The organism is Vibrio sp. 10N.222.52.B12, assembly GCF_002875385.1.
GTDB classification, from domain to species: Bacteria; Pseudomonadota; Gammaproteobacteria; order Enterobacterales; family Vibrionaceae; genus Vibrio; species Vibrio jasicida.
In genome coordinates, this window is the sequence record NZ_MDAW01000152.1 from 15567 (window position 1) to 34691 (window position 19125).

Here is a 19125-nt window from a genome sequence, read left to right on the forward strand (position 1 = left end):
CCTAAAACGCAAGGTGAAGCATTAACAACAATGGTGTCGTGGTGGGTCAATTTGGAGTGGCAGTGGGTAAATCTAAAACAGTATTAGTCATATGGGTGGGTCTAGCATGGAGTGGTGTTACCGCTGCCTCAGAGCTAATTAACTTTAATGAGCAAGATAAGCTAAACAACATCAAGTCGGCTTATCAGCAAGAATATAGCGCGCTCAATATTGATGAAAATATTGCGCATTACAATAAATTGAATGCTGAAATTGAGTCCACCAAGATCAAGTTGGTCAACAACGTTGAGATGATCAAATCTGATTCAAACCGTTTAACAGACAAGTTGGTCGATGGCGTCTACGATGAATCCTTGATGCTCACCTTACGTAATATGTCATCCAAAGTGAACTCAATGAAGAAAGAGATTGAGACCGCCGGCAAGTTGCTTGCAGAAACAAAACAGCAGCTGTCGCAAGACCAACGAGAAGCCAGTCAGATTGAGCGAAAGAAAAACGACGCGTTGCTGGCTTTGTATGAGAAGATCAAAGCTCGACATTTGGATGATTCGAAACGCGTTATTAATGATACTTATCAAGGCCAATTACAGTGTAATGTATCGGAAAGCTTATCAACGTGCGTGAACCGCAATCTTCCTTCTATCAAAAATGCATTTGTGTTGAGTAAAGGTGGCTTGTCGCGCATTCAACTTACGCGTTTTAGAGTGGTAGATGCAAACCAAAGACTAAATGGCGATCTCTCCTTTACCGCGGATGCGAGTTACAAACATGCCTACAGTGCAAATACAGAAGTGGAGCTTAGACAGGCGTTAAACCTAGATAGAGTGCGGTTTGTATTCCGTTCGAACTCGGAAAGTACGGTGTTCTACATCAACGATCAAGAAGTCGGGTCGGGTGGTAGAGTAGATGTGACGGGTAATTACGTGGGGGTTTACAGTGTTCGCGCCGTAAATAGCAATCAGACACAATCGCTTAAATTGAATCTCAAAAATGGCGGTGATTACTTCTTCCCATTTTCAAATAAGGCCAACGCAACCGACCTCCATTCAACTCGTTCAGTAATGGAAGAGGCGAGTAAGGTTGATGATGAAGCGACTAGAGACAAGCATTCTGGCAAATTCTCTGAGAGTCTTTTACCTCCAAACGCCGTTGCCGGAATGGAGCCTGCTGTGAAGCAAGATGTGAAACGCTATACCAATAAAGTGCTGTATAAAGACGATGCGTTTACTTACCTTTTACCCCAATTCAAAGGCAACCAAAAGTCTCACGATATCTTCCTAAATAGAGAGCAGGCTACCCAGTATTGTGAACGTCTATCCTCTCGTTTACCTAGCACTACTGCTTATCAATACCTTGAAAAGTACGCCAACCTTTCTTCTGGAGATTATTGGACGAATAAAGGCAGCGTTTATTCATCAGATAAGCATAAAGAGCTTGATAAAGCGTTTGATACGAACAAGTTTATTTGCATGGTGAGTATGAGCTAACAACGACAACGATACTATTCTGCGTCGCAAAAAACTTCTATAAGAGCCGTATTTACGGCTCTTTTTTTGTCTTCTTTTGGTGAATATTAGTTTGCTTAAAGGGGGGATAGCTTAGACAGTTGCCTTGCTGTGTTTAAATCCTTTCTCAATGCTATCCCATTATAGTTATTACCTCATAACATGTTCTTTTTAAAAATAAAACGTGAGTGGGCATATGGCGAACAGAATGTATTTAGAGTTGGCAAAGCAAGCTTGTCAGAGTGAAAGAGAATACGAATGGGGGTTGGCGTGCGAGCTTTGGTCGGAAGCTGCCACAAAAGCACCTGAGGGCAGCACGAATAAGTATTGGGCATTACTTCGGTCTGATTTTTGCCGATGTCGTGGTAGAGAGCATGGCATGTGTTTTTTAACAGAGGCGGCCTATCAGCGAGAGGAAACGAGAGAGGCAGTACGAGGGTTGAATCGACTTAACTATCTGAAAGGTAAATAAATACCACTTCAATGCTTCTTTTTTATGCAATAAGCGATATTGAGGACCCGATATTCGATTGAGCCTTCAGAGGTTCTCTATGTCACGTCAGAAAAATCTGATACTCACCTGCATGTATTTCTAATTTAGGTAAATTTAAATAATCTCAACTTATGGTTGGCAGCGTTATTTGATAGAGAATACCTATAGAAGTATTCAAAGATTTAAATGCGATATCTAACTGATACCCGAGTAACTTCAAGATACCGGTTTCTGGGGTATGAATGTCCATTTTTTACAATGGGCATTTTGAGTTTTACAGGGAGGGGAGTTATATGACTTATTGTTTTAAAGATGAGTTGAGTCGGTGGGTCGATACTCGAGATATTTCTCGAAAGGACCTTATCGCGCTGTTACAAAATAATTACTATGAGGAGTTTAAAGGCCTTGATTCTATTACCTTAAGCCGATGGTTTACCGGTAAAAGTATCCCGCCAATATATAAACAGTTCTATATTGCCAAGTGTTTGGATATAGATTTAATAGAGGTTCTGTTACGAATGGATCTGTCTAAGGTTCGTTACTCGAACAAACATGATCTTGTCATCAGCACCTTAGTTCGAGCTCTAGATTTTTCGATTTCTAACCTTTCTTATCGCAAGGTGTCTGGGCCTCCTAAAAGCGAAATAAAAAGTCTGACGATCAATGAATACTCTGACATGTTCAAAGAGTTTAACCATAACATTTCACCTCTCAAAAGGTTCTATCAGGACCTTCAAGAGAAAGCGAGTGATGTGAAGTATCAATGCGTTTTAATTAAAAATGACCAAGAGGCAACGGTAGGTCATTGGTACGGCATGGTGAACATTGAAGGTATTAATGGGCTACCTTCATTTATTACGTTCCCACAGGAAGAAGCTGAGCGTAGCTGTTTGATTGGTGTAGGTTACTATACGAGCTCTGCTCATTATTTTGAATTGATTATTCAAGCACTTTGCTATTACTTGATTAGATATTCCAGTAAAAAAGATTACGCGTACTTTTTCATCGTCGATTTTCAACCACTAATTGCATTCAGTAAGCTGGTCTTTAACGCAGAAGAAGTAAAGTACTATCCGCCAAAAGAGAAGGGCAGCATGGGTGTTTACCTATTCAGACACAATATAATCAAATCGATTTCTAACCCCGTTCTATTGAAGAAGGTGAAAGAAAAGCTCGAATGTCTAGTGGATTGCGATCCAAGTTGTAACTTGTGTAATCTGCGTGATTTTAGAAAAGATGAAATGATAATAGGTAATCGCATTCCTTTTTTAGACGTGACTGAATCTAGAACTCATGTTTGACAGTGTAGTAAGACAGAGCCGCGTATGGCGGCTCTTCGATCACTCGCTTGTGAGTGATTCCAACTCTTCATCGTTGAGATAACGGTGGCCTTGCCCAAGCCCCGATATCTTTTTGAACATCAATTCGCATTGTTCTTCTGCATGGGGATCATTTTCATTGACGCAGATACCATTTAAGAATGCATAACGTCCCTCACAGCCTATATCGTGGTTTGGGTTGATCATTGGAGTGGATAGCTGAGCTGTCACTCCATCGATTACGCAAGCGACTTTACCTTTTACGACACCGATTACACGTTTTACCCGATGTGCTTTATCTCCGCATTTCCATGCTTGGCGTGTTCCCCATTCATAACCATGTTTTTCTTTGCCTTTCTGAATATGCACAATGAGGTTCAAGTTCTTTTCCGTTGCATCAATAGGAGCTTGTACTATTTTTTGTGGCGGCGTAGTTCTGACAACAGATAAAGGCGCATTACAGTTTAGGTATTTAATCGGGTTTGCAGCGCCTTGTGGGAAATGCGAAGAAATGGCCTTGTAACGAAGCTGTTCTCGAACGGTTTCATTGGCTAATTCTCCAATAAAGCCCCAACGTTCTTTTCCATCAATATCGATTGGATACCAAGATTTGATCTTGTAAACTTCGCGAGTTAACCCACGATAGGTTGTTACTGCGTAAGTTGCTCTATCTCGTTTGCTGCCAATGACCCAAGCTTCTCTTGTTGCATCGTAAAGCTCTTCTTGCGTAACTTCGCGATAGTACTTTTTATTGATGTTAATAAGTACGATGGGTAATGAGGTCTCGAGCGCTTCGGCACTATACATAGCGATAATCTCATCAGTCGTTTTAATGCCAAAATCGCTGGAGTAATGACCCCCTTGTAAATTAGACAGGTTGGTTAGTCCTATAAAATCGATGAGCGCTGCTTCAACCTCAAATGCTGTTACTTCGTCTAATCCATGCCTCAATACATAGTGTTCTACTTTGAATCCCGCATTTAAAATACTTCGAATTGTGTCAAGTTTGTCGCTAGAGCTATCACTTTCTAATGCACATTCCGCATGATTAAAGATTCGATTGCCTCTGCCTTTTCCAACATAGAAGACGATGCCGTTGCGAGGGTCTCGTAGGAAGTAAACGTAATATTTAAGTTGTTCGATGACTGATTGAGAAAACATAACGTGGATTGTCCGCGCGATAGTTAATAAGGGTGGTAGTGCATATTTAAATGGCGACGGAATCTATCACGAAACCTAACTTAAGTCTTGAATGTTTTGCTTGTCACGAAATGGCAATTTTATTTTCGGTCCACTCGATATGATGCACCTGTATTGAGACAACTGACTCGGAGATAGAAACCATGAGTATCGTAATTAAAAATGCAAACGTGTTTAACGGTGTAGATGAGCAACTTCTGAAGAACGTGGACCTTCTGATTGAAAATAACTTAATCACACAAATCGGGAAAGTGGATGACTCGAATGCTGAGCAAATCATCGATGCAGAAGGCAAAACGGTGATGCCAGGTTTGATTGATGCACACGTACACATTACGCTTTCAGCGGGCTTCAATGAGCTGGATGGCATGACTCGAGAAGAGATCGCGATTCGCTCAGCGAGAATCTCTGAAGAGATGTTGATGCGTGGCTTTACGACCATTCGTGATGTTGCAGGCAACACATTGGGTCTGAAGAACAGTATCGATAAAGGTTATGCGAAAGGTCCAAGAATTTTGCCTTGTATGGCCGCGATTTCGCAAACTTGTGGTCACTCAGACTACCGTCAAAACCAAGCACAAGAACGCCTAGCGAACGGTCATGAAGACTCACCACTAATGAAGTCGGGCGCATTTAAAGTCGCGGATGGTCGTGCAGAAGTATTGAAAGCGGTTCGAGAGCAATTGTTTATGGGCGCTTCTCAAATCAAAGTGATGGCAGGTGGTGGTGCATCCTCTACGTTTGATCCTCTGGATACGTTGCAATACACGTTAGATGAAATGAAAGCGGCGGTGGAAGCGGCAAGCGATTATGGTACCTATGTAGCGGCTCATATTCACACAGCACCAGCGATGAAACGTGCCGCAGAGGCAGGTGTCATGTCCTTTGAGCACGTCACTATTATGGATGAAGAAATTGCTCAAATTGTGAAAGAGAAAGGCATTTGGCTTGTTCCATCATACTTCACGTCATCATTGATTGCAGAACGTAAGATCCCGTTGCCAAACGAAGAGACTTACCGCAAGACAGAACGCGTTGGTAAAGCAATGTTTAAGTCTGCTGAGCTTATCAAGAAATACGATATTCAAAACCTAGCGTTTGGTACTGACTGTGTTGGTAAAGCAAACGTTCATGAAAGTCAGATGCAAGAGCTGGGCGCTATTGAAACCACATTCGATACGATTACAGCACTTCGCATGGCTACCTCAAACTGTGGGCGTCTATTTGAATTGTCGACTTACAAACATCCGTATCAAGAAGGTAAGTTAGGTCAAATTGTGGAAGGTGCTTATGCAGACTTGCTTATCGTCGATGGCAATCCACTAGAAGGTGTAGATTGCGTGGTACAAGATGAAACTAAGAAAGTCATCATGAAAGACGGTGTTGTGTATAAGAACACACTATAGGCTAAATACCTCCTTACCAAAGGCGCTCACTGAGCGCCTTTTTTGCGTTTGGGGAAAGATTGGACGCCATTTAGCGAAAGCTTTCTGGATTAATCCTTTGACCCGTTCTAGCCCTTTAAACCTTCCTACCAGTATCATCTTTCATTGAAACTAACGTATCCTTTTAGGCTAATTTGTATTGTCCAGCGAGAGCGCCTCGATGCTCCCCTCGCGTTGAGTTTGGTTATGTTCTAGTACCCTATGCGGAAGGGGTAAGACCTTAAACATAGCGGCATAAGAGCGATGAATAGACACAATTTTACTTCTTATTTTTGGCCGTCAATGGCCCTGTCTTAGGTACTAAAGTTTAGAAAGAGAGAAGGGGCACAAGGTGATGATAGGAACATGAATTCAGGGATATGGCATACAAAAAACCGCACCTCAAAAAGGTGCGGTTTAGATAAAGGTAAAGTGACAGAATCAAATCGAGCTTACTTCATCACATAGCGATAAGTTTTGATTGCCAACCAAGTAAAGGCTTTGAATAAAATTTTTATGGTCTTAAAGGCAACTTTACCTATGGACAGCACCAGTTCGCTGGCAACGGTTAGACAAGTGTGTAAATCAGTTTGTTTGAACTCTGCGTAAGTCATGTTGGTCTCTCATTTTTTAAGTGGGGACTCCTGTCGCTCAATGCATACCCTGTAGCGATATAGTAGAAATAAGCAGGAATGGGGACTTACCATTTGGCGCCACTTCGCACGTAAAGATAAAAAAGTAATATCGATTATGATGGTTATAAATAGTCGTGGTGAATTTGTGATAGGTGGATTGCAGGTGCAAAAAAGCCACCACTAAAGAGTGATGGCTTCAAAGGGGCTAGTGTGATTAGTATTTTACAAACAACATTTTTCTGAGGCTGTTACAGCGAGACTTATCTAGTGGGTCACCAAGGTATTCGCCATCTTCTGCCGCTTTCTTCATGACCAATGCTCTTGCTCGGTCACCACTGTCTAGGTCTTGATATTCTTCTAAGGTTTTCAGCTTCAATAAACGGTATTTCGATTTGTCTTTGCCAGAGGCGACACGATCGTAACAGTAACTCATCGCTCCTGCGTTTGCGCCAATCTTGCTTGCGTCGGTAATCGCATGAGCGTTAAAACCAATAGTGCTCGTGAGTAAAATTAAAAGGGCATTGCGTGCTTTCATTTTTCTTTCCTAATTCAATCAAGTTGATGAATAAGATAAAGGGCAACGACCTCTAAAAATTGCCATTAAGCGACATTGGCGAAAAGTGAGCAATAACGCTTGTTTGTCAGAAACCTGTTAGTGGTAAAGGTGTGGCGCAAATTGGTAAATCTTAACAACTTGAATTCAATAATCTTTGCTCATCGAATCATTCGGAGCACGCATTATGAATGCGAGAAAATTTACTAACGATACCAAGCGCAAGTTACTTCCGTTTGTTTATCTATTGACGCTGACTGGCTGGGGGATTTACACGCTCACACATGATTACAGTTGGCAGGCATTGTTGTTGTTTGTCATCGGGTTACTGATGGTATTACGTAATTACCACTTAGAAAGCGAACGCATTGACGAAAAGATCGCGAGTATTGCCGCGCACTCAGTGATTGGTGTCGTCATCCTCAATCAAAATTTACGAGTCGACTTTGCGAACAAAAGCTTTTCCAAGTTAACAGGACATACGGCCAAACAATTGAATGGAGAAGATTTGAAGAAGTATGGTTTCAGTTGTTTGAACGACGCGATTGCGAAGTTAGGAGCAAAAGCAAACTGGAAAGGCGAAATCAAAGTGACGAACCGTTTTGGTGACCACTTAACGTTAGATACTCACATCACGCATTATGAAATGGGGATGGGAATGAGTGATCGATATGTACTTAGCTTCCGAGATATCAGCCATCGAGTTCGGTTGGAGAATAAGCTCAAGAATCTTGCAGAAAAAGACCCACTAACGGGCTGTTGGAATCGTCGTCGTTTTGACAAGGAGATAGCACGTCACGCCAGTATTGCTGACCGTTATGCGGTGTCGAATACCACACTGGCTATTATCGATATTGATCACTTTAAGCAGATCAATGACAAACATGGTCATGATGTGGGTGATGAGGTGATTAAAGAACTTGGGGAGTTGATGCAAGCGCAGTGTCGAGAGACAGACATTGTCGCTCGTGTTGGCGGAGAGGAATTTGCGATCATCATGCCAGAGACTAATAACCGCAACGCGTTTGAAGCGATTTACCGTCTCAAAGAAATCATTCAATCAAAAAGCGTACTGGGCATCACGATAAGTGGTGGAATTACGACGATCAATCGTTCTGTTGAGCAGAGCTATCGCCGAGCAGACAAGGCTTTGTATCGTGCGAAAACACTGGGGCGAAATCGAGTGTGTAGCTCTGATGGATATTCTGAACACATAGTTCATACGAAAAGAGCAAAAGCGTTCATGTAAATGACGCAAACAGTAACAAGATAATCAGAAAGCGGTTTACATTTTATAACAACTTGACGAAGCAATGGTGTTTCTTTGTCCAATTGATAGTCATGAAATTAAAATGAGTCGTAATTATTTGATGTCGATGTATTTTTGTTTGTTTATGTTTTTGAGGTGTAAGTGCTCAACATGAAGTATTTGCTCGTTAAATTCCGGTTTTCTTTTCTTAATGTCTGAAATTTAATGGTTTATTTCTTGTGCGTTAAGATGTCAATCTCGATTTAAACTTCATTTTACAGATGTTTAATTAATGATTGTTGTCGAAATGATTCGCTGGTGTCTACCATTTTTTCTAGATAATTAGTTTGAGTTCGAACTAAATTTGAGGCATTTTATATTTAACTAACCGTTCAATTAAAAATAACAAGGATGCAAAATGCCCAAGGTTGGGATGCCTGAAATCAGAAAACCGCAGCTAGTCAAAGCGACGATGTCGGTCATCGACAGAGTAGGTTTGCACGCCGCGAGCATCTCGTTGATCAGCAAAGAAGCAGGAGTATCAACGGGGATCATTAATCACTATTTCGGTGGTAAGCACGGTCTGTTAGAAGAGACCATGCGTGAGATCTTGCGCCAGCTTTCTGCAACCATCAAAGAGAACCTAAGCCAGCTACCGGCTGATGCGCATCATCAACGTATTAATGCCATCATCGACGGCAACTTTGTGGGTTTCCAAGCCGAGAACCAAGTGGCAAAAACTTGGTTGGCATTCTGGTCGTACTCCATGCATGACGCGCAGCTCAAACGTCTGCAACGAGTGAATGAACGACGTCTCCTTTCTCACCTAAAAAAAGAATTAAAAGCATTGCTGGATCAAGACCAAGCAGAGCTTGTAGCGCATGGTATTGCGTCACTGATTGATGGCATTTGGCTGCGCGGAACGCTCAACCCGCAAGGCATCGATGCCGAGAAAGCACGCGTCATCATCAACGACTATCTCGACAAACAACTCACGTTCTACTCAAAACAAAAATAAAGAGTCAAATCTTCAAATGGATATGAAAGCACACTACATCGATGGTGCCATGCACCTAGGATGCTCAGAAGAACACTTCACTACATACAATCCTGCCAATGGTGGGCCGCTTGCGAATGTGAAGCAGGCTAACCAGCAAGATATGCAAGCGGCAATTGAATCTGCCAAGCGCGGTTTTGCTATTTGGTCTGCCATGACGGCGACAGAACGCAGTCGTATCCTGCTTAAAGCAGTGGCGCTACTTCGTGAAAGAAACGACGAACTGGCAGCATTAGAAGTCGCGGATACGGGCAAACCAATCCAAGAAGCGAATTGCGTAGACATTGCAACGGGCGCTGATGTGATCGAATACTACGCAGGTCTTGCGCCTAGCATGCATGGCGAACAGCAACCGCTTAATGAATCCCAGTTTTTTTACACTCGCCGCGAGCCTCTAGGGATTTGTGCGGGCATTGGGGCGTGGAACTACCCAATTCAAATCGCGATGTGGAAGTCTGCACCTGCGCTTGCTGCGGGTAATGCGATGATCTTTAAGCCATCAGAAGAAACGCCGTTAACCGCACTCAAGCTGGCAGAAATCTACAGCGAAGCGGGGTTGCCAGATGGCGTGTTCAACGTCATTCAAGGTGATTACCGAGTAGGCCAAATGCTCACCGCACATCCAGACATCGCTAAAGTCTCTTTCACGGGTGAATCTGGTACGGGCAAAGTCGTGATGGGTGACAGTGCTAATACACTAAAGCAAGTGACCATGGAACTTGGCGGTAAATCGCCAATGATCATTTTTGATGATGCCAAGCTAGACGACGCGGTTTCTGCTGCAATGGTTGCAAACTTCTACACCCAAGGCGAGGTTTGTACACACGGTACTCGCGTGTTCGTTCATGAAGGTATTTATGATGAGTTTGTCGCTCAACTTAAGAAACGCACCGAACTGCTGGTGGTTGGCGATCCGCTTGATGAGCAAACCCAAATTGGTGCGCTAATTTCCAAAGAACACGAATCAAAAGTCCTTTCCGCAATTGAACAAGCGAAAGCAAGCAAAGCAACGTTGCTGACCGGTGGCTACAAAGTCACAGACAATGGTTTGGCGAGCGGTAATTTTGTTGTGCCAACGGTTTTCATTGATTGCGAAGACGACATGCCGCATGTGCAGCAAGAGATCTTTGGTCCCGTAATGTCAGTGCTTAAGTTCAGTGATGAAGACGAAGTGATTGCACGCGCTAACAACACCGATTACGGACTTGCAGCTGGTGTGTTCACGCAAAATCTCTCTCGTGCACACCGCGTCATTCATCAAATCCAAGCTGGCATTTGTTGGATTAACACCTGGGGTGATTCTCCAGCTGAAATGCCAGTTGGCGGTTACAAACTGTCTGGCATTGGACGTGAAAACGGCGTTGAAACCCTTAAGCATTACACCCAAACCAAGAGCGTGTTAGTGCATTTGGGCGATTTCGATAGCCCTTACGCGTAATCAGTCTGGAGGATTTGTAATGCAACAACACTACGATTACATCATCGTCGGTGCTGGCTCGGCAGGCTGTGTTTTGGCGGATCGTTTGAGTGAAAGCGGTCTACACCAAGTCTTGCTGCTAGAAGCGGGTGGCTCAGACAAGAGTATCTTCATTCAGATGCCAACGGCGCTGTCTTACCCAATGAATACTGAAAAGTACGCATGGCAGTTTGAAACTGTAGCGGAAGATGGACTAGACGGACGCCAACTGCATTGTCCACGCGGCAAAGTGTTAGGCGGAAGCTCTTCGATCAACGGCATGGTTTATGTTCGTGGTCATGCATGTGACTTTGACGAATGGGAAGCAGAAGGCGCGAAAGGCTGGAACTACCAAACGTGTTTGCCGTACTTCCGTAAAACGGAAACGTGGACAGGCGGCGCAGACGAATACCGTGGCGACAGTGGTCCTGTTGGGACGTGTAACGGCAACGACATGAAGCTGAATCCACTTTACCAAGCGTTTATTGACGCGGGTAAAGATGCAGGCTACCCAGAAACGCAAGACTACAACGGCTATCAGCAAGAGGGCTTCGGTCCAATGCATATGACGGTAGACAAAGGTGTGCGAGCTTCTACCTCTAACGCTTACTTAAGCCGTGCAAAAAAGCGCAGTAACTTCACCTTGATGAAAGGCGTAACTGTTCACCGTATTTTGCTTGAAGGTAAAAAAGCGGTTGGAATTGAGTTTGAAAAATCTGGCAAAATCAAACAGTGCTTTGCTAATAAAGAAGTGGTGTCGAGCGCAGGTTCTATCGGCTCGGTACAACTGCTGCAACTCTCGGGTATTGGTCCTAAGACTGTGCTTGAGAAAGCGGGCGTTGAAGTGAAACACGCTCTTGAAGGTGTGGGTAAGAACTTGCAAGACCACCTTGAGGTGTACTTTCAATATCATTGTAAACAGCCGATCACGCTCAACAGCAAGTTAGGTTTGATCAGCAAAGGCTTGATTGGTACGGAGTGGATTCTGACGCGCAAAGGTTTGGGGGCGACCAACCACTTTGAATCGTGCGCGTTCATCCGTTCTCGTGAAGGCTTGAAATCGCCAAACATTCAATATCACTTCCTACCAGCAGCAATGCGTTATGACGGACGCGCGGCATTTGATGGTCACGGCTTCCAAGTGCATGTTGGTCCAAACAAGCCAGAGAGTCGCGGCAGTGTCGAAGTGGTTTCTGCCAACCCAAATGACAAGCCAAAAATCGAGTTCAACTACATCTCGACGGAACAAGATAAGCAGGATTGGCGAGACTGTATTCGTCTAACGCGTGAAATCCTCAATCAACCTGCAATGGATGCGTTCCGCGGTGAAGAGATTCAACCGGGTCTGAACATCACCAGCGATGAGGCGATTGATGAATGGGTGAAGCAAAATGTGGAAAGTGCTTACCACCCATCGTGTAGCTGCAAAATGGGCGCAGACAATGACCCAATGGCAGTTCTGAATGAAGCCTGCCAAGTGCGTGGCATTGAAGGCTTGCGCGTGGTGGATTCATCCATCTTCCCAACCATTCCGAATGGCAACTTAAACGCACCAACCATCATGGTTGCAGAGCGTGCCGCGGACATGATCTTGGGTAATCCCCTCGAACAATCGAATAACACACCGGTTTGGATTGCTCCGAACTGGCAAGAGACGCAAAGAATGCGTCCGCCGAAAAGAGACTTAAGCTCAATTTCATAAAGTCAGTAATCATTACAAGGAATTTAAACATGTCTACGATGACAAAAATCTTTTCATCTATCGCGCTGAGTGCAGTGGCGACAGGTGCTTACGCTAACCAATGTGAAACTGTTCGATTTGCCGATGTAGGCTGGACAGACATTACTGCAACTACTGCTGTTACCTCTGAACTGCTAAAAGGCTTGGGCTACAAAACCAAGACCGATCTTCTGTCTGTACCTGTAACGTACTCTTCAATGGCAAACGGCGACATTGACGTATTCCTAGGTAACTGGATGCCAACCATGGAAGGCGATATTGCCAAGTACCGTGAAGCTGGCACAGTGGAAACCGTTCGTGCAAACCTTGAAGGCGCGAAATACACCCTAGCCGTGCCAAAGTACGTGTACGAAGCTGGCGTGAAAAGCTTTGCTGACTTGGCAAAACATGCCGACAAATTTAAAGACCGCATCTACGGCATTGAGCCGGGCAACGATGGCAACCGTTTGATCCAAGATATGATCGACAGCGATGCATTCGGCTTGAAAGACTTCAGCCTAGTGGAATCAAGCGAAGCGGGTATGGTGTCTCAAGTGTCTCGTGCAGTGCGCCGTAACCAATGGATCGTTTACCTAGGTTGGGCTCCGCACCCAATGAACAGCAATGTTGAGATGGAATACCTATCTGGTGGTGACGACTTCTTTGGTCCTAACTACGGCGGTGCAAATGTTTACACTAACGTACGCCAAGACTACTTATCTGAGTGTCAAAACGTGGGTCAACTGCTTAAGAATCTAGAGTTCAGCCTAGAAATGGAAAACCAGTTGATGGAAGCGATTCTAAACCAAAAACAAAAGCCAGCGAAAGCGGCACAAGAATGGTTGAATGCCAACCCACAACAATTTGAAGCGTGGCTAGAAGGCGTGAAGACGTTAGACGGCAAAGACGCAAAACAAGCGATTACTTCTTACCTAAAAACAAACGCTTAATCATTCCTCTCTTTAGGAAAAGGTGGGTAGAGATGCCCGCCTTTTAACACAAAGGTTTTATTGTGAATTTTATTACGGACAACAAACTTCCGTTGGGCGAATGGATGGAAACAGGCGTAGATTGGTTAACCATGAACGCGTCGGGTTTCTTTGATGCTATCTCTATTTTTCTCGAAACCATCATTCTATTCGTGGTGGATATTTTCAAATGGATGCCACCGGCAGCACCAATCATCATGACCGCAGCGATTGCGTGGTTCCTACACCGTAGCATTCCTTTAGTCGTGTTTATCGTGTTGGCGCTGCTGACTATCCTTAACCTCGGCTACTGGCAAGAAATGCTGGAAACCTTTGTTCTCGTCTTCGCTGCGACAACGATTTCCGTATTAATTGGCGTGCCGCTTGGCATCATGGCGGCGCATCGCCCGTGGTTGTATACCTTATTGCGCCCGATACTCGATTTAATGCAGACCGTACCAACGTTTGTGTACCTGATCCCAACATTGGTTCTGTTTGGTTTAGGCATCGTTCCGGGTCTGATTTCCACCATTATCTTTGCCATCGCCGCGCCGATTCGTCTGACTTACCTTGGCATCACCAAAGTGCCAGAAGAGTTGATTGAAGCGGGTAAAGCGTTTGGTGCAAGCCGCATGAAATTGCTCTTCAAAGTCGAACTCCCAGCGGCATTGCCAAGCATAATGGCGGGTGTGACCCAGTGCATTATGTTATCGCTTTCTATGGTGGTGATTGCGGCACTAGTAGGTGCCGATGGTCTAGGTAAGCCAGTCGTACGTGCACTGAACACAGTGAACATTTCTCAAGGCTTTGAAGCTGGTTTAGCGATTGTTTTGGTCGCGATTATTCTCGACCGCCTGTGCAAAGCGCCAAACCAAAAGGAGGCATAACATGGATGCAATTACGATTGAAAACCTCGACGTTGTGTTTGGGCAGCAGCAAGAGCAAGCATTGGCACTTTTAGACCAAGGCAAGTCTCGCCAAGAGATCATTGATGAAACCGGACAAGTAGTTGGTGTTGATAAGGTCTCAATGAGCGTCAAACAAGGTGAGATCTGTGTATTGATGGGGCTTTCCGGTTCGGGTAAATCAAGTTTGCTTCGTGCCGTGAATGGTTTGAATGAGATCTCTCGTGGCTCACTCAAAATCAAAGATGGCGACGACATGGTAGAGCTTGCCAATTGTGACGAACAGACTTTACGTAACCTGCGTACTCATCGCGTGTCGATGGTGTTCCAAAAGTTTGCGCTGATGCCGTGGTTGACTGTATTGAATAACGTGGCGTTTGGTCTTGAGATGCAGGGCATTGGCAAAGCGGAACGTCGTAAAAAAGCGCGTGAACAATTAGAAATGGTTGGGCTAAGCGAGTGGGAGAGTAAGTTCCCGCATGAGCTTTCAGGTGGTATGCAGCAGCGTGTAGGTTTGGCTCGCGCCTTTGCTATGGATACCGATATCTTACTAATGGATGAACCGTTCTCCGCGCTCGATCCTCTGATTCGTGCTCAGCTTCAAGATGAATTGATTCAACTGCAAGAGAAGCTCAATAAGACGATTTTGTTTGTGAGCCATGACCTAGATGAAGCGCTGAAAATCGGTAACAACATTGCCATTATGGAGTCAGGCAAACTGATTCAACACGGCAAGCCTGAGCAAATCATCCTTGCGCCAGAAAACGACTATGTAGCAGATTTTGTGGCTCACACTAATCCGCTCAATGTTTTGAAAGGTCGTTCATTGATGCAAGCTAGTACCGAGCTTAAGCAGCAGAATGACCGCGTATTGGTGTGTGCAGATAAGCAGATTTGGGTCGAGCAAGAGCCGAAAGGTGTCACGCTGGTGGATTCGGATAAGTCATTGGTGAATTGGGAAAGCGATTCAACCACACTCGACGACATCGGCGAAAGCACGGTCGTTCAAGCTAACCCAGACATCAGCATGCGTGAGGCGATTGAACTGAAGCAACGCAGCAATCAACCTATCTTGCTAGTTGAAGAGAACAAGTTAGTGGGTGTACTAAGTGACAATGAATTGTATGACGCATTGCTTGGTAACTTTAAGTCCAAGCAAGTGGCGTAGCTGTCTCTTATTTCAAAACGTTTATTGATCCCCCTAAAATAAAAAAGAGCCGTACTCTTAGACTGAGAAACTAAGAAGTACGGCTCTTTCAATTTGAACAATGATTTAGATAGCTAAGCTCTAGGCTAGGAACCCAGGAGCTAGGAGACGATACTCATTAAAGAGTAGTAATTACGTCATCCATGTGTAGACGTGCTTTTGGTAGACCGTGGTTGTAGTCTTCGCCGTCTTTGTGGTAGCCGATTGCCAGTGCAACTTCACATACGTGACCGTCTAGTTCTACTTTGAACTCTTCGCCGATCAGTGTTGGGTCAACACCTTCCATTGGAGTAGAGTCGATACCTAGACGCGCTAGTGTGTGCAGTAGGTTACCAAGTGCGATGTAAACTTGCGCTTTCGTCCAGCCACCGTTGTAGCCGTTCTCATCTGTGTTTGCTTCAGCAAATGCGTAAGCACCCATGAACATGTCGTACATGTCTGCTGGTAGGTGACCAGAAGTTACTTCAGCATCAACACGCTTCGCGAATTTCTCTTTAGTAAATTTTGGATCGTACGCTAGCAGAATAGTGTGAGATGCTGCTTTAGCGTGCGGTTGGTTGAACTGGTGCATGTTAGCAAACGTGTCGTGGAAACGCTGTTTCGCTTCGTCGCTCTCAATTACGATGAATTTCCAAGGCTGAGAGTTGATAGAAGACGCAGATAGGCGAATTGCTTCTTTGATGATTGCCATATCTTCTTGAGAGATGCGTTTCTCTTCGTCGTATTTTTTAGCTGTGTAACGGTTGTTTAGGTCTGTAATGATTTGATGAGACACGTTTATATCCTCTTAATATTATTAGACAAATGAGGATGCGCTTAGCATCGACAACCATGCGTACCTCGAAAGTGAGTCCATAATATCGACTTTTATCGAATTGATAATACGTGTTTCGTTTAAATCACTTTCTATTTTTTATTGAAAATCGAATTTGAACGGCTAGCAGGCAGGTTAGCATTCTCCGCACGCCGACGTTCAGAAACCGCAGAAACCACCAATGAGCTTGGTAGTATTATTAAATTACATTCATAATGAAAATAGATAAGTTGGTTGGAGGTTAGGGTATGAACGTAATCGAGGTATTTAACGACAGCTATGAACGCTGTGTTACCCATGAGGACTTCTTTGATTTGTTCTACGAGAACTTTTGGTCGAAAGGTGAAAACTTCAGACAAAAGTTCGATGGCGTGGACATGAAGAAGCAAATCCGGATGCTTAAAGGGTCTATTGTGTTTGTGATGATGGCAGATACTTCAACAGACGCTCGTGACATGATGCGTAAATACGGCAATAAGCATGGACACAACAATATTGGCGTCGCCCCTGAAGATATCGATGTCTGGTTTGAAAGCCTGTTAGAAACCGTCGCTCAATGTGATCCTGACTTTGATGAAAGGGTCGAGTACGCGTGGCGTCACTGCTTTGAAACAGGATTGGCAATTATGAAGAAAGAGTGCACCGACGCTCAAGTTCAATCAATGTTATAAGTATCCTTGAAATGGCTGAATACTAGAATTCTTTACTATTTACTAAGGGTGGGAAGCTAAGCCTGAGAAATTACAATGCTCAGGTTGGTAGGCCTATGTAATGATTAAAGCGCTCAACAAGCTTACAGGGATTGGCATGTCTTAAACTCAGCGTGTTGTTTAAGAAGCATTCAACATGGGGCAGCCATGTCTTTTTACTGAATTAAGCAACAAAGCCATTACGAGAGCGTTGTTTAGATGAGAAGCGATAAATCTGAAGCATCATAGTTGACGCCGACTTGCATCGTGCTTGCTTAAAGATAGGTTTTTTATTAGCTCTAAGGAAATATGCTAGTGTACTAGAAAACATGTCCTTTATAGGGACGATTTGTTTTTACTCTCCTTTAAAACGGCCTTTCTTGTAGTAAAAAGAACGCTTTGCTCTTTAAGGTATAACCAGTATAAAGTGTGGCTATATAATAAGCACTTGGCTTTATAGGAGAAGCGCTTATCTATGGATGGCGATGATATTAAAAAGAAGCACATAGCGACTAGTAGCGGCGGAGGTTACACCTCACTTGTTGAGGGGAAGGTTAGCCCTAAAGCAAAGACGCTTGGAGAAACTCTTAAACAGCTTGCTGAACGACAGCGTTTGGCACGTAAAGAAGAACTGACCTACTCAAAAGAAGATGAAGCCCGTTGGGCCGCAAATCGAGAAAGATCCATTGGCCGCCTAGAAAAAATTGAAGTGCCGAGTTTCGATCTTGATGAGGCACTGGCGAACCCTGAACTGGATGCGGTTAATTCAGTTAAGCTTGACCCTGCCTCAATGCTTGCTGATGATATTGAGGCACTGGCTAAAGAGGGAAAAGAGTTCATCAATAAACCAACATTAGCGGGCGTGGCTTCCATGGCTGTTATCGCTATTCCTGGCAAGTTTTTAGATGATGCCGGTGGTAGGTTAGTTAAAGAAGCCTTTGAGAGAAACCCATTTAAAGAGATTAATGGTAGAAAAATCATCAATAGCGATTTAGCCGGAAAAGCTGTTAAAGCAGAAGGCGGTGAAGTGTTTATCGACTTTGATGGTTTTCCTGACTTTACCCCATATGCTGAAAAAATTGTTCGTGTCGATGGCCTGACCGGTAACCGAGCTAAAGACGGAAAGTTGGCAATGCAAGCGTTGGGCATGAATGACTACAACAAGAAAGATATGGTTTGGCATCATCATCAAGATGCTAAGTCAATGATGCTAGTTCCCAAGAACGTTCACTCGGTCGCTATGGGTGGGGTTAGCCATACTGGCGGTGGCGCCATTATTAAACACAACAAAAGTAATCCAGAAAATATTCTGAATTACATGTCTCCACCGGAGAAAAAGTAATGAATATAATTGATTCAATTGGTTACGATATCCAAAAGCTACAAGCTTATGATGACTTAACTGAGAAAGAGCTTCTGCTTTCAAATTACCCTCATGTCGAAGAGGCAACATGCGGAGGCGAAGTCCCTATGTCGGAGGTATTCGATATAGATGATATTGAAGATATCTACATGAGGTTTAAACCATACTTAGACAATCCTGAGATCTCCAATGAATCTGATATAGCTCCGATTATTGAAGGGTTAGGGAATGCTTATGTATGTCTAGGTTTTGGCCCTGAAAATAAAGGTTTCGTCTACTATTTAGATTTTGACTTTGGGTGTTTCCTTTTAGATAAAAACCTAGATACCTTTTTGTCCAAATTAGCTTAGAGTGCAGCGAAAGCCGTTCAAGTATGGTGAAGAGACGGTACGTTAGGCCCTTCATTTAAGTTCATAGTTCCCCAATCTACAAATATGCGTCCCTTATACCGAAGTGCAAGGGATGCTGAAGAATACTTACTCATTACATTTGGTGTATCGATATGGCAATTGGTTATTTGCTGAACGCTTATCATATGGTTCATATCGATAGAAACCTTGGCAACATT

The 19125-nt window shown here is 43.9% G+C and carries 17 protein-coding genes; 13 read left to right on the forward strand and 4 right to left on the reverse strand.

The annotated features are described in order from the left end of the window. Positions 1–62 precede the first annotated feature (62 nt). On the forward strand, positions 63–1487 hold the full coding sequence (locus tag BCT11_RS23435; protein WP_241909054.1) for a hypothetical protein: 1425 nt from the start codon (positions 63–65) through the stop codon (positions 1485–1487). Positions 1488–2291: 804 nt separating this feature from the next. Further along, positions 2292–3299 (forward strand): hypothetical protein, encoded by a 1008-nt coding sequence (locus BCT11_RS23445; protein ID WP_102389408.1) that lies wholly within the window; start codon positions 2292–2294, stop codon positions 3297–3299. Between the two features lie 39 nt (positions 3300–3338). Here BCT11_RS23445 and BCT11_RS23450 read toward each other — a convergent pair whose 3' ends face one another. After that, positions 3339–4478: a hypothetical protein gene (locus BCT11_RS23450; RefSeq protein ID WP_102389409.1), complete on the reverse strand. Its 1140-nt coding sequence runs from the start codon at positions 4476–4478 to the stop codon at positions 3339–3341. 182 nt (positions 4479–4660) lie between these two features. Between BCT11_RS23450 and BCT11_RS23455 the strand changes: the two genes are divergently transcribed. Further along, on the forward strand, positions 4661–5923 hold the full coding sequence (locus BCT11_RS23455) for an amidohydrolase family protein (RefSeq protein WP_102389410.1): 1263 nt from the start codon (positions 4661–4663) through the stop codon (positions 5921–5923). Positions 5924–6393: 470 nt separating this feature from the next. Here the strand turns inward: BCT11_RS23455 and BCT11_RS28170 are convergent, their stop codons facing one another. Further along, the gene (locus BCT11_RS28170) at positions 6394–6555 is read right to left on the reverse strand and encodes a hypothetical protein (RefSeq protein WP_198593994.1); all 162 of its coding nucleotides are present in this window, start codon (positions 6553–6555) and stop codon (positions 6394–6396) included. A 235-nt stretch (positions 6556–6790) separates the two neighbouring features. Further along, the gene (locus tag BCT11_RS23460; protein ID WP_038868052.1) at positions 6791–7111 is read right to left on the reverse strand and encodes a hypothetical protein; all 321 of its coding nucleotides are present in this window, start codon (positions 7109–7111) and stop codon (positions 6791–6793) included. A 205-nt stretch (positions 7112–7316) separates the two neighbouring features. Here BCT11_RS23460 and BCT11_RS23465 point away from each other — a divergent pair, with 205 nt between their 5' ends. The 7 genes from BCT11_RS23465 to choV all read left to right on the forward strand — a co-directional run bounded on the left by BCT11_RS23465 (position 7317) and on the right by choV (position 15652). Further along, positions 7317–8378, forward strand: coding sequence for a sensor domain-containing diguanylate cyclase (locus BCT11_RS23465; protein WP_038880774.1), 1062 nt, complete (start codon positions 7317–7319; stop codon positions 8376–8378). Between the two features lie 418 nt (positions 8379–8796). After that, positions 8797–9396, forward strand: a complete 600-nt coding sequence (betI, locus tag BCT11_RS23470) for a transcriptional regulator BetI (RefSeq protein WP_041060594.1) — start codon at positions 8797–8799, stop codon at positions 9394–9396. Positions 9397–9412: 16 nt separating this feature from the next. Beyond that, positions 9413–10873 (forward strand): betaine-aldehyde dehydrogenase, encoded by a 1461-nt coding sequence (gene betB / locus BCT11_RS23475; RefSeq protein WP_102389411.1) that lies wholly within the window; start codon positions 9413–9415, stop codon positions 10871–10873. Positions 10874–10892: 19 nt separating this feature from the next. Continuing rightward, the gene (betA, locus tag BCT11_RS23480) at positions 10893–12593 is read left to right on the forward strand and encodes a choline dehydrogenase (protein WP_102389412.1); all 1701 of its coding nucleotides are present in this window, start codon (positions 10893–10895) and stop codon (positions 12591–12593) included. A 29-nt stretch (positions 12594–12622) separates the two neighbouring features. Continuing rightward, positions 12623–13561: a choline ABC transporter substrate-binding protein gene (locus tag BCT11_RS23485; protein ID WP_050914127.1), complete on the forward strand. Its 939-nt coding sequence runs from the start codon at positions 12623–12625 to the stop codon at positions 13559–13561. A 62-nt stretch (positions 13562–13623) separates the two neighbouring features. Beyond that, on the forward strand, positions 13624–14466 hold the full coding sequence (choW, locus tag BCT11_RS23490) for a choline ABC transporter permease subunit (RefSeq protein ID WP_005425967.1): 843 nt from the start codon (positions 13624–13626) through the stop codon (positions 14464–14466). 1 nt (position 14467) lies between these two features. Further along, positions 14468–15652, forward strand: coding sequence for a choline ABC transporter ATP-binding protein (gene choV, locus BCT11_RS23495; protein WP_102389413.1), 1185 nt, complete (start codon positions 14468–14470; stop codon positions 15650–15652). A 157-nt stretch (positions 15653–15809) separates the two neighbouring features. Here choV and BCT11_RS23500 read toward each other — a convergent pair whose 3' ends face one another. Continuing rightward, positions 15810–16466, reverse strand: coding sequence for an NAD(P)H-dependent oxidoreductase (locus BCT11_RS23500; protein WP_102389414.1), 657 nt, complete (start codon positions 16464–16466; stop codon positions 15810–15812). A gap of 287 nt (positions 16467–16753) precedes the next feature. On the opposite strand from BCT11_RS23500, the gene BCT11_RS23505 reads away from it, so the two are divergent. The 3 genes from BCT11_RS23505 to BCT11_RS23515 all read left to right on the forward strand — a co-directional run bounded on the left by BCT11_RS23505 (position 16754) and on the right by BCT11_RS23515 (position 18907). Continuing rightward, the gene (locus BCT11_RS23505; RefSeq protein WP_102389415.1) at positions 16754–17176 is read left to right on the forward strand and encodes a globin; all 423 of its coding nucleotides are present in this window, start codon (positions 16754–16756) and stop codon (positions 17174–17176) included. Between the two features lie 493 nt (positions 17177–17669). Beyond that, positions 17670–18536: an HNH endonuclease gene (locus BCT11_RS28480; protein ID WP_241909055.1), complete on the forward strand. Its 867-nt coding sequence runs from the start codon at positions 17670–17672 to the stop codon at positions 18534–18536. Beyond that, positions 18536–18907: a hypothetical protein gene (locus BCT11_RS23515; protein ID WP_102389416.1), complete on the forward strand. Its 372-nt coding sequence runs from the start codon at positions 18536–18538 to the stop codon at positions 18905–18907. Before BCT11_RS28480 ends, BCT11_RS23515 begins: the two co-directional genes overlap by 1 nt. Positions 18908–19125 lie beyond the last annotated feature (218 nt).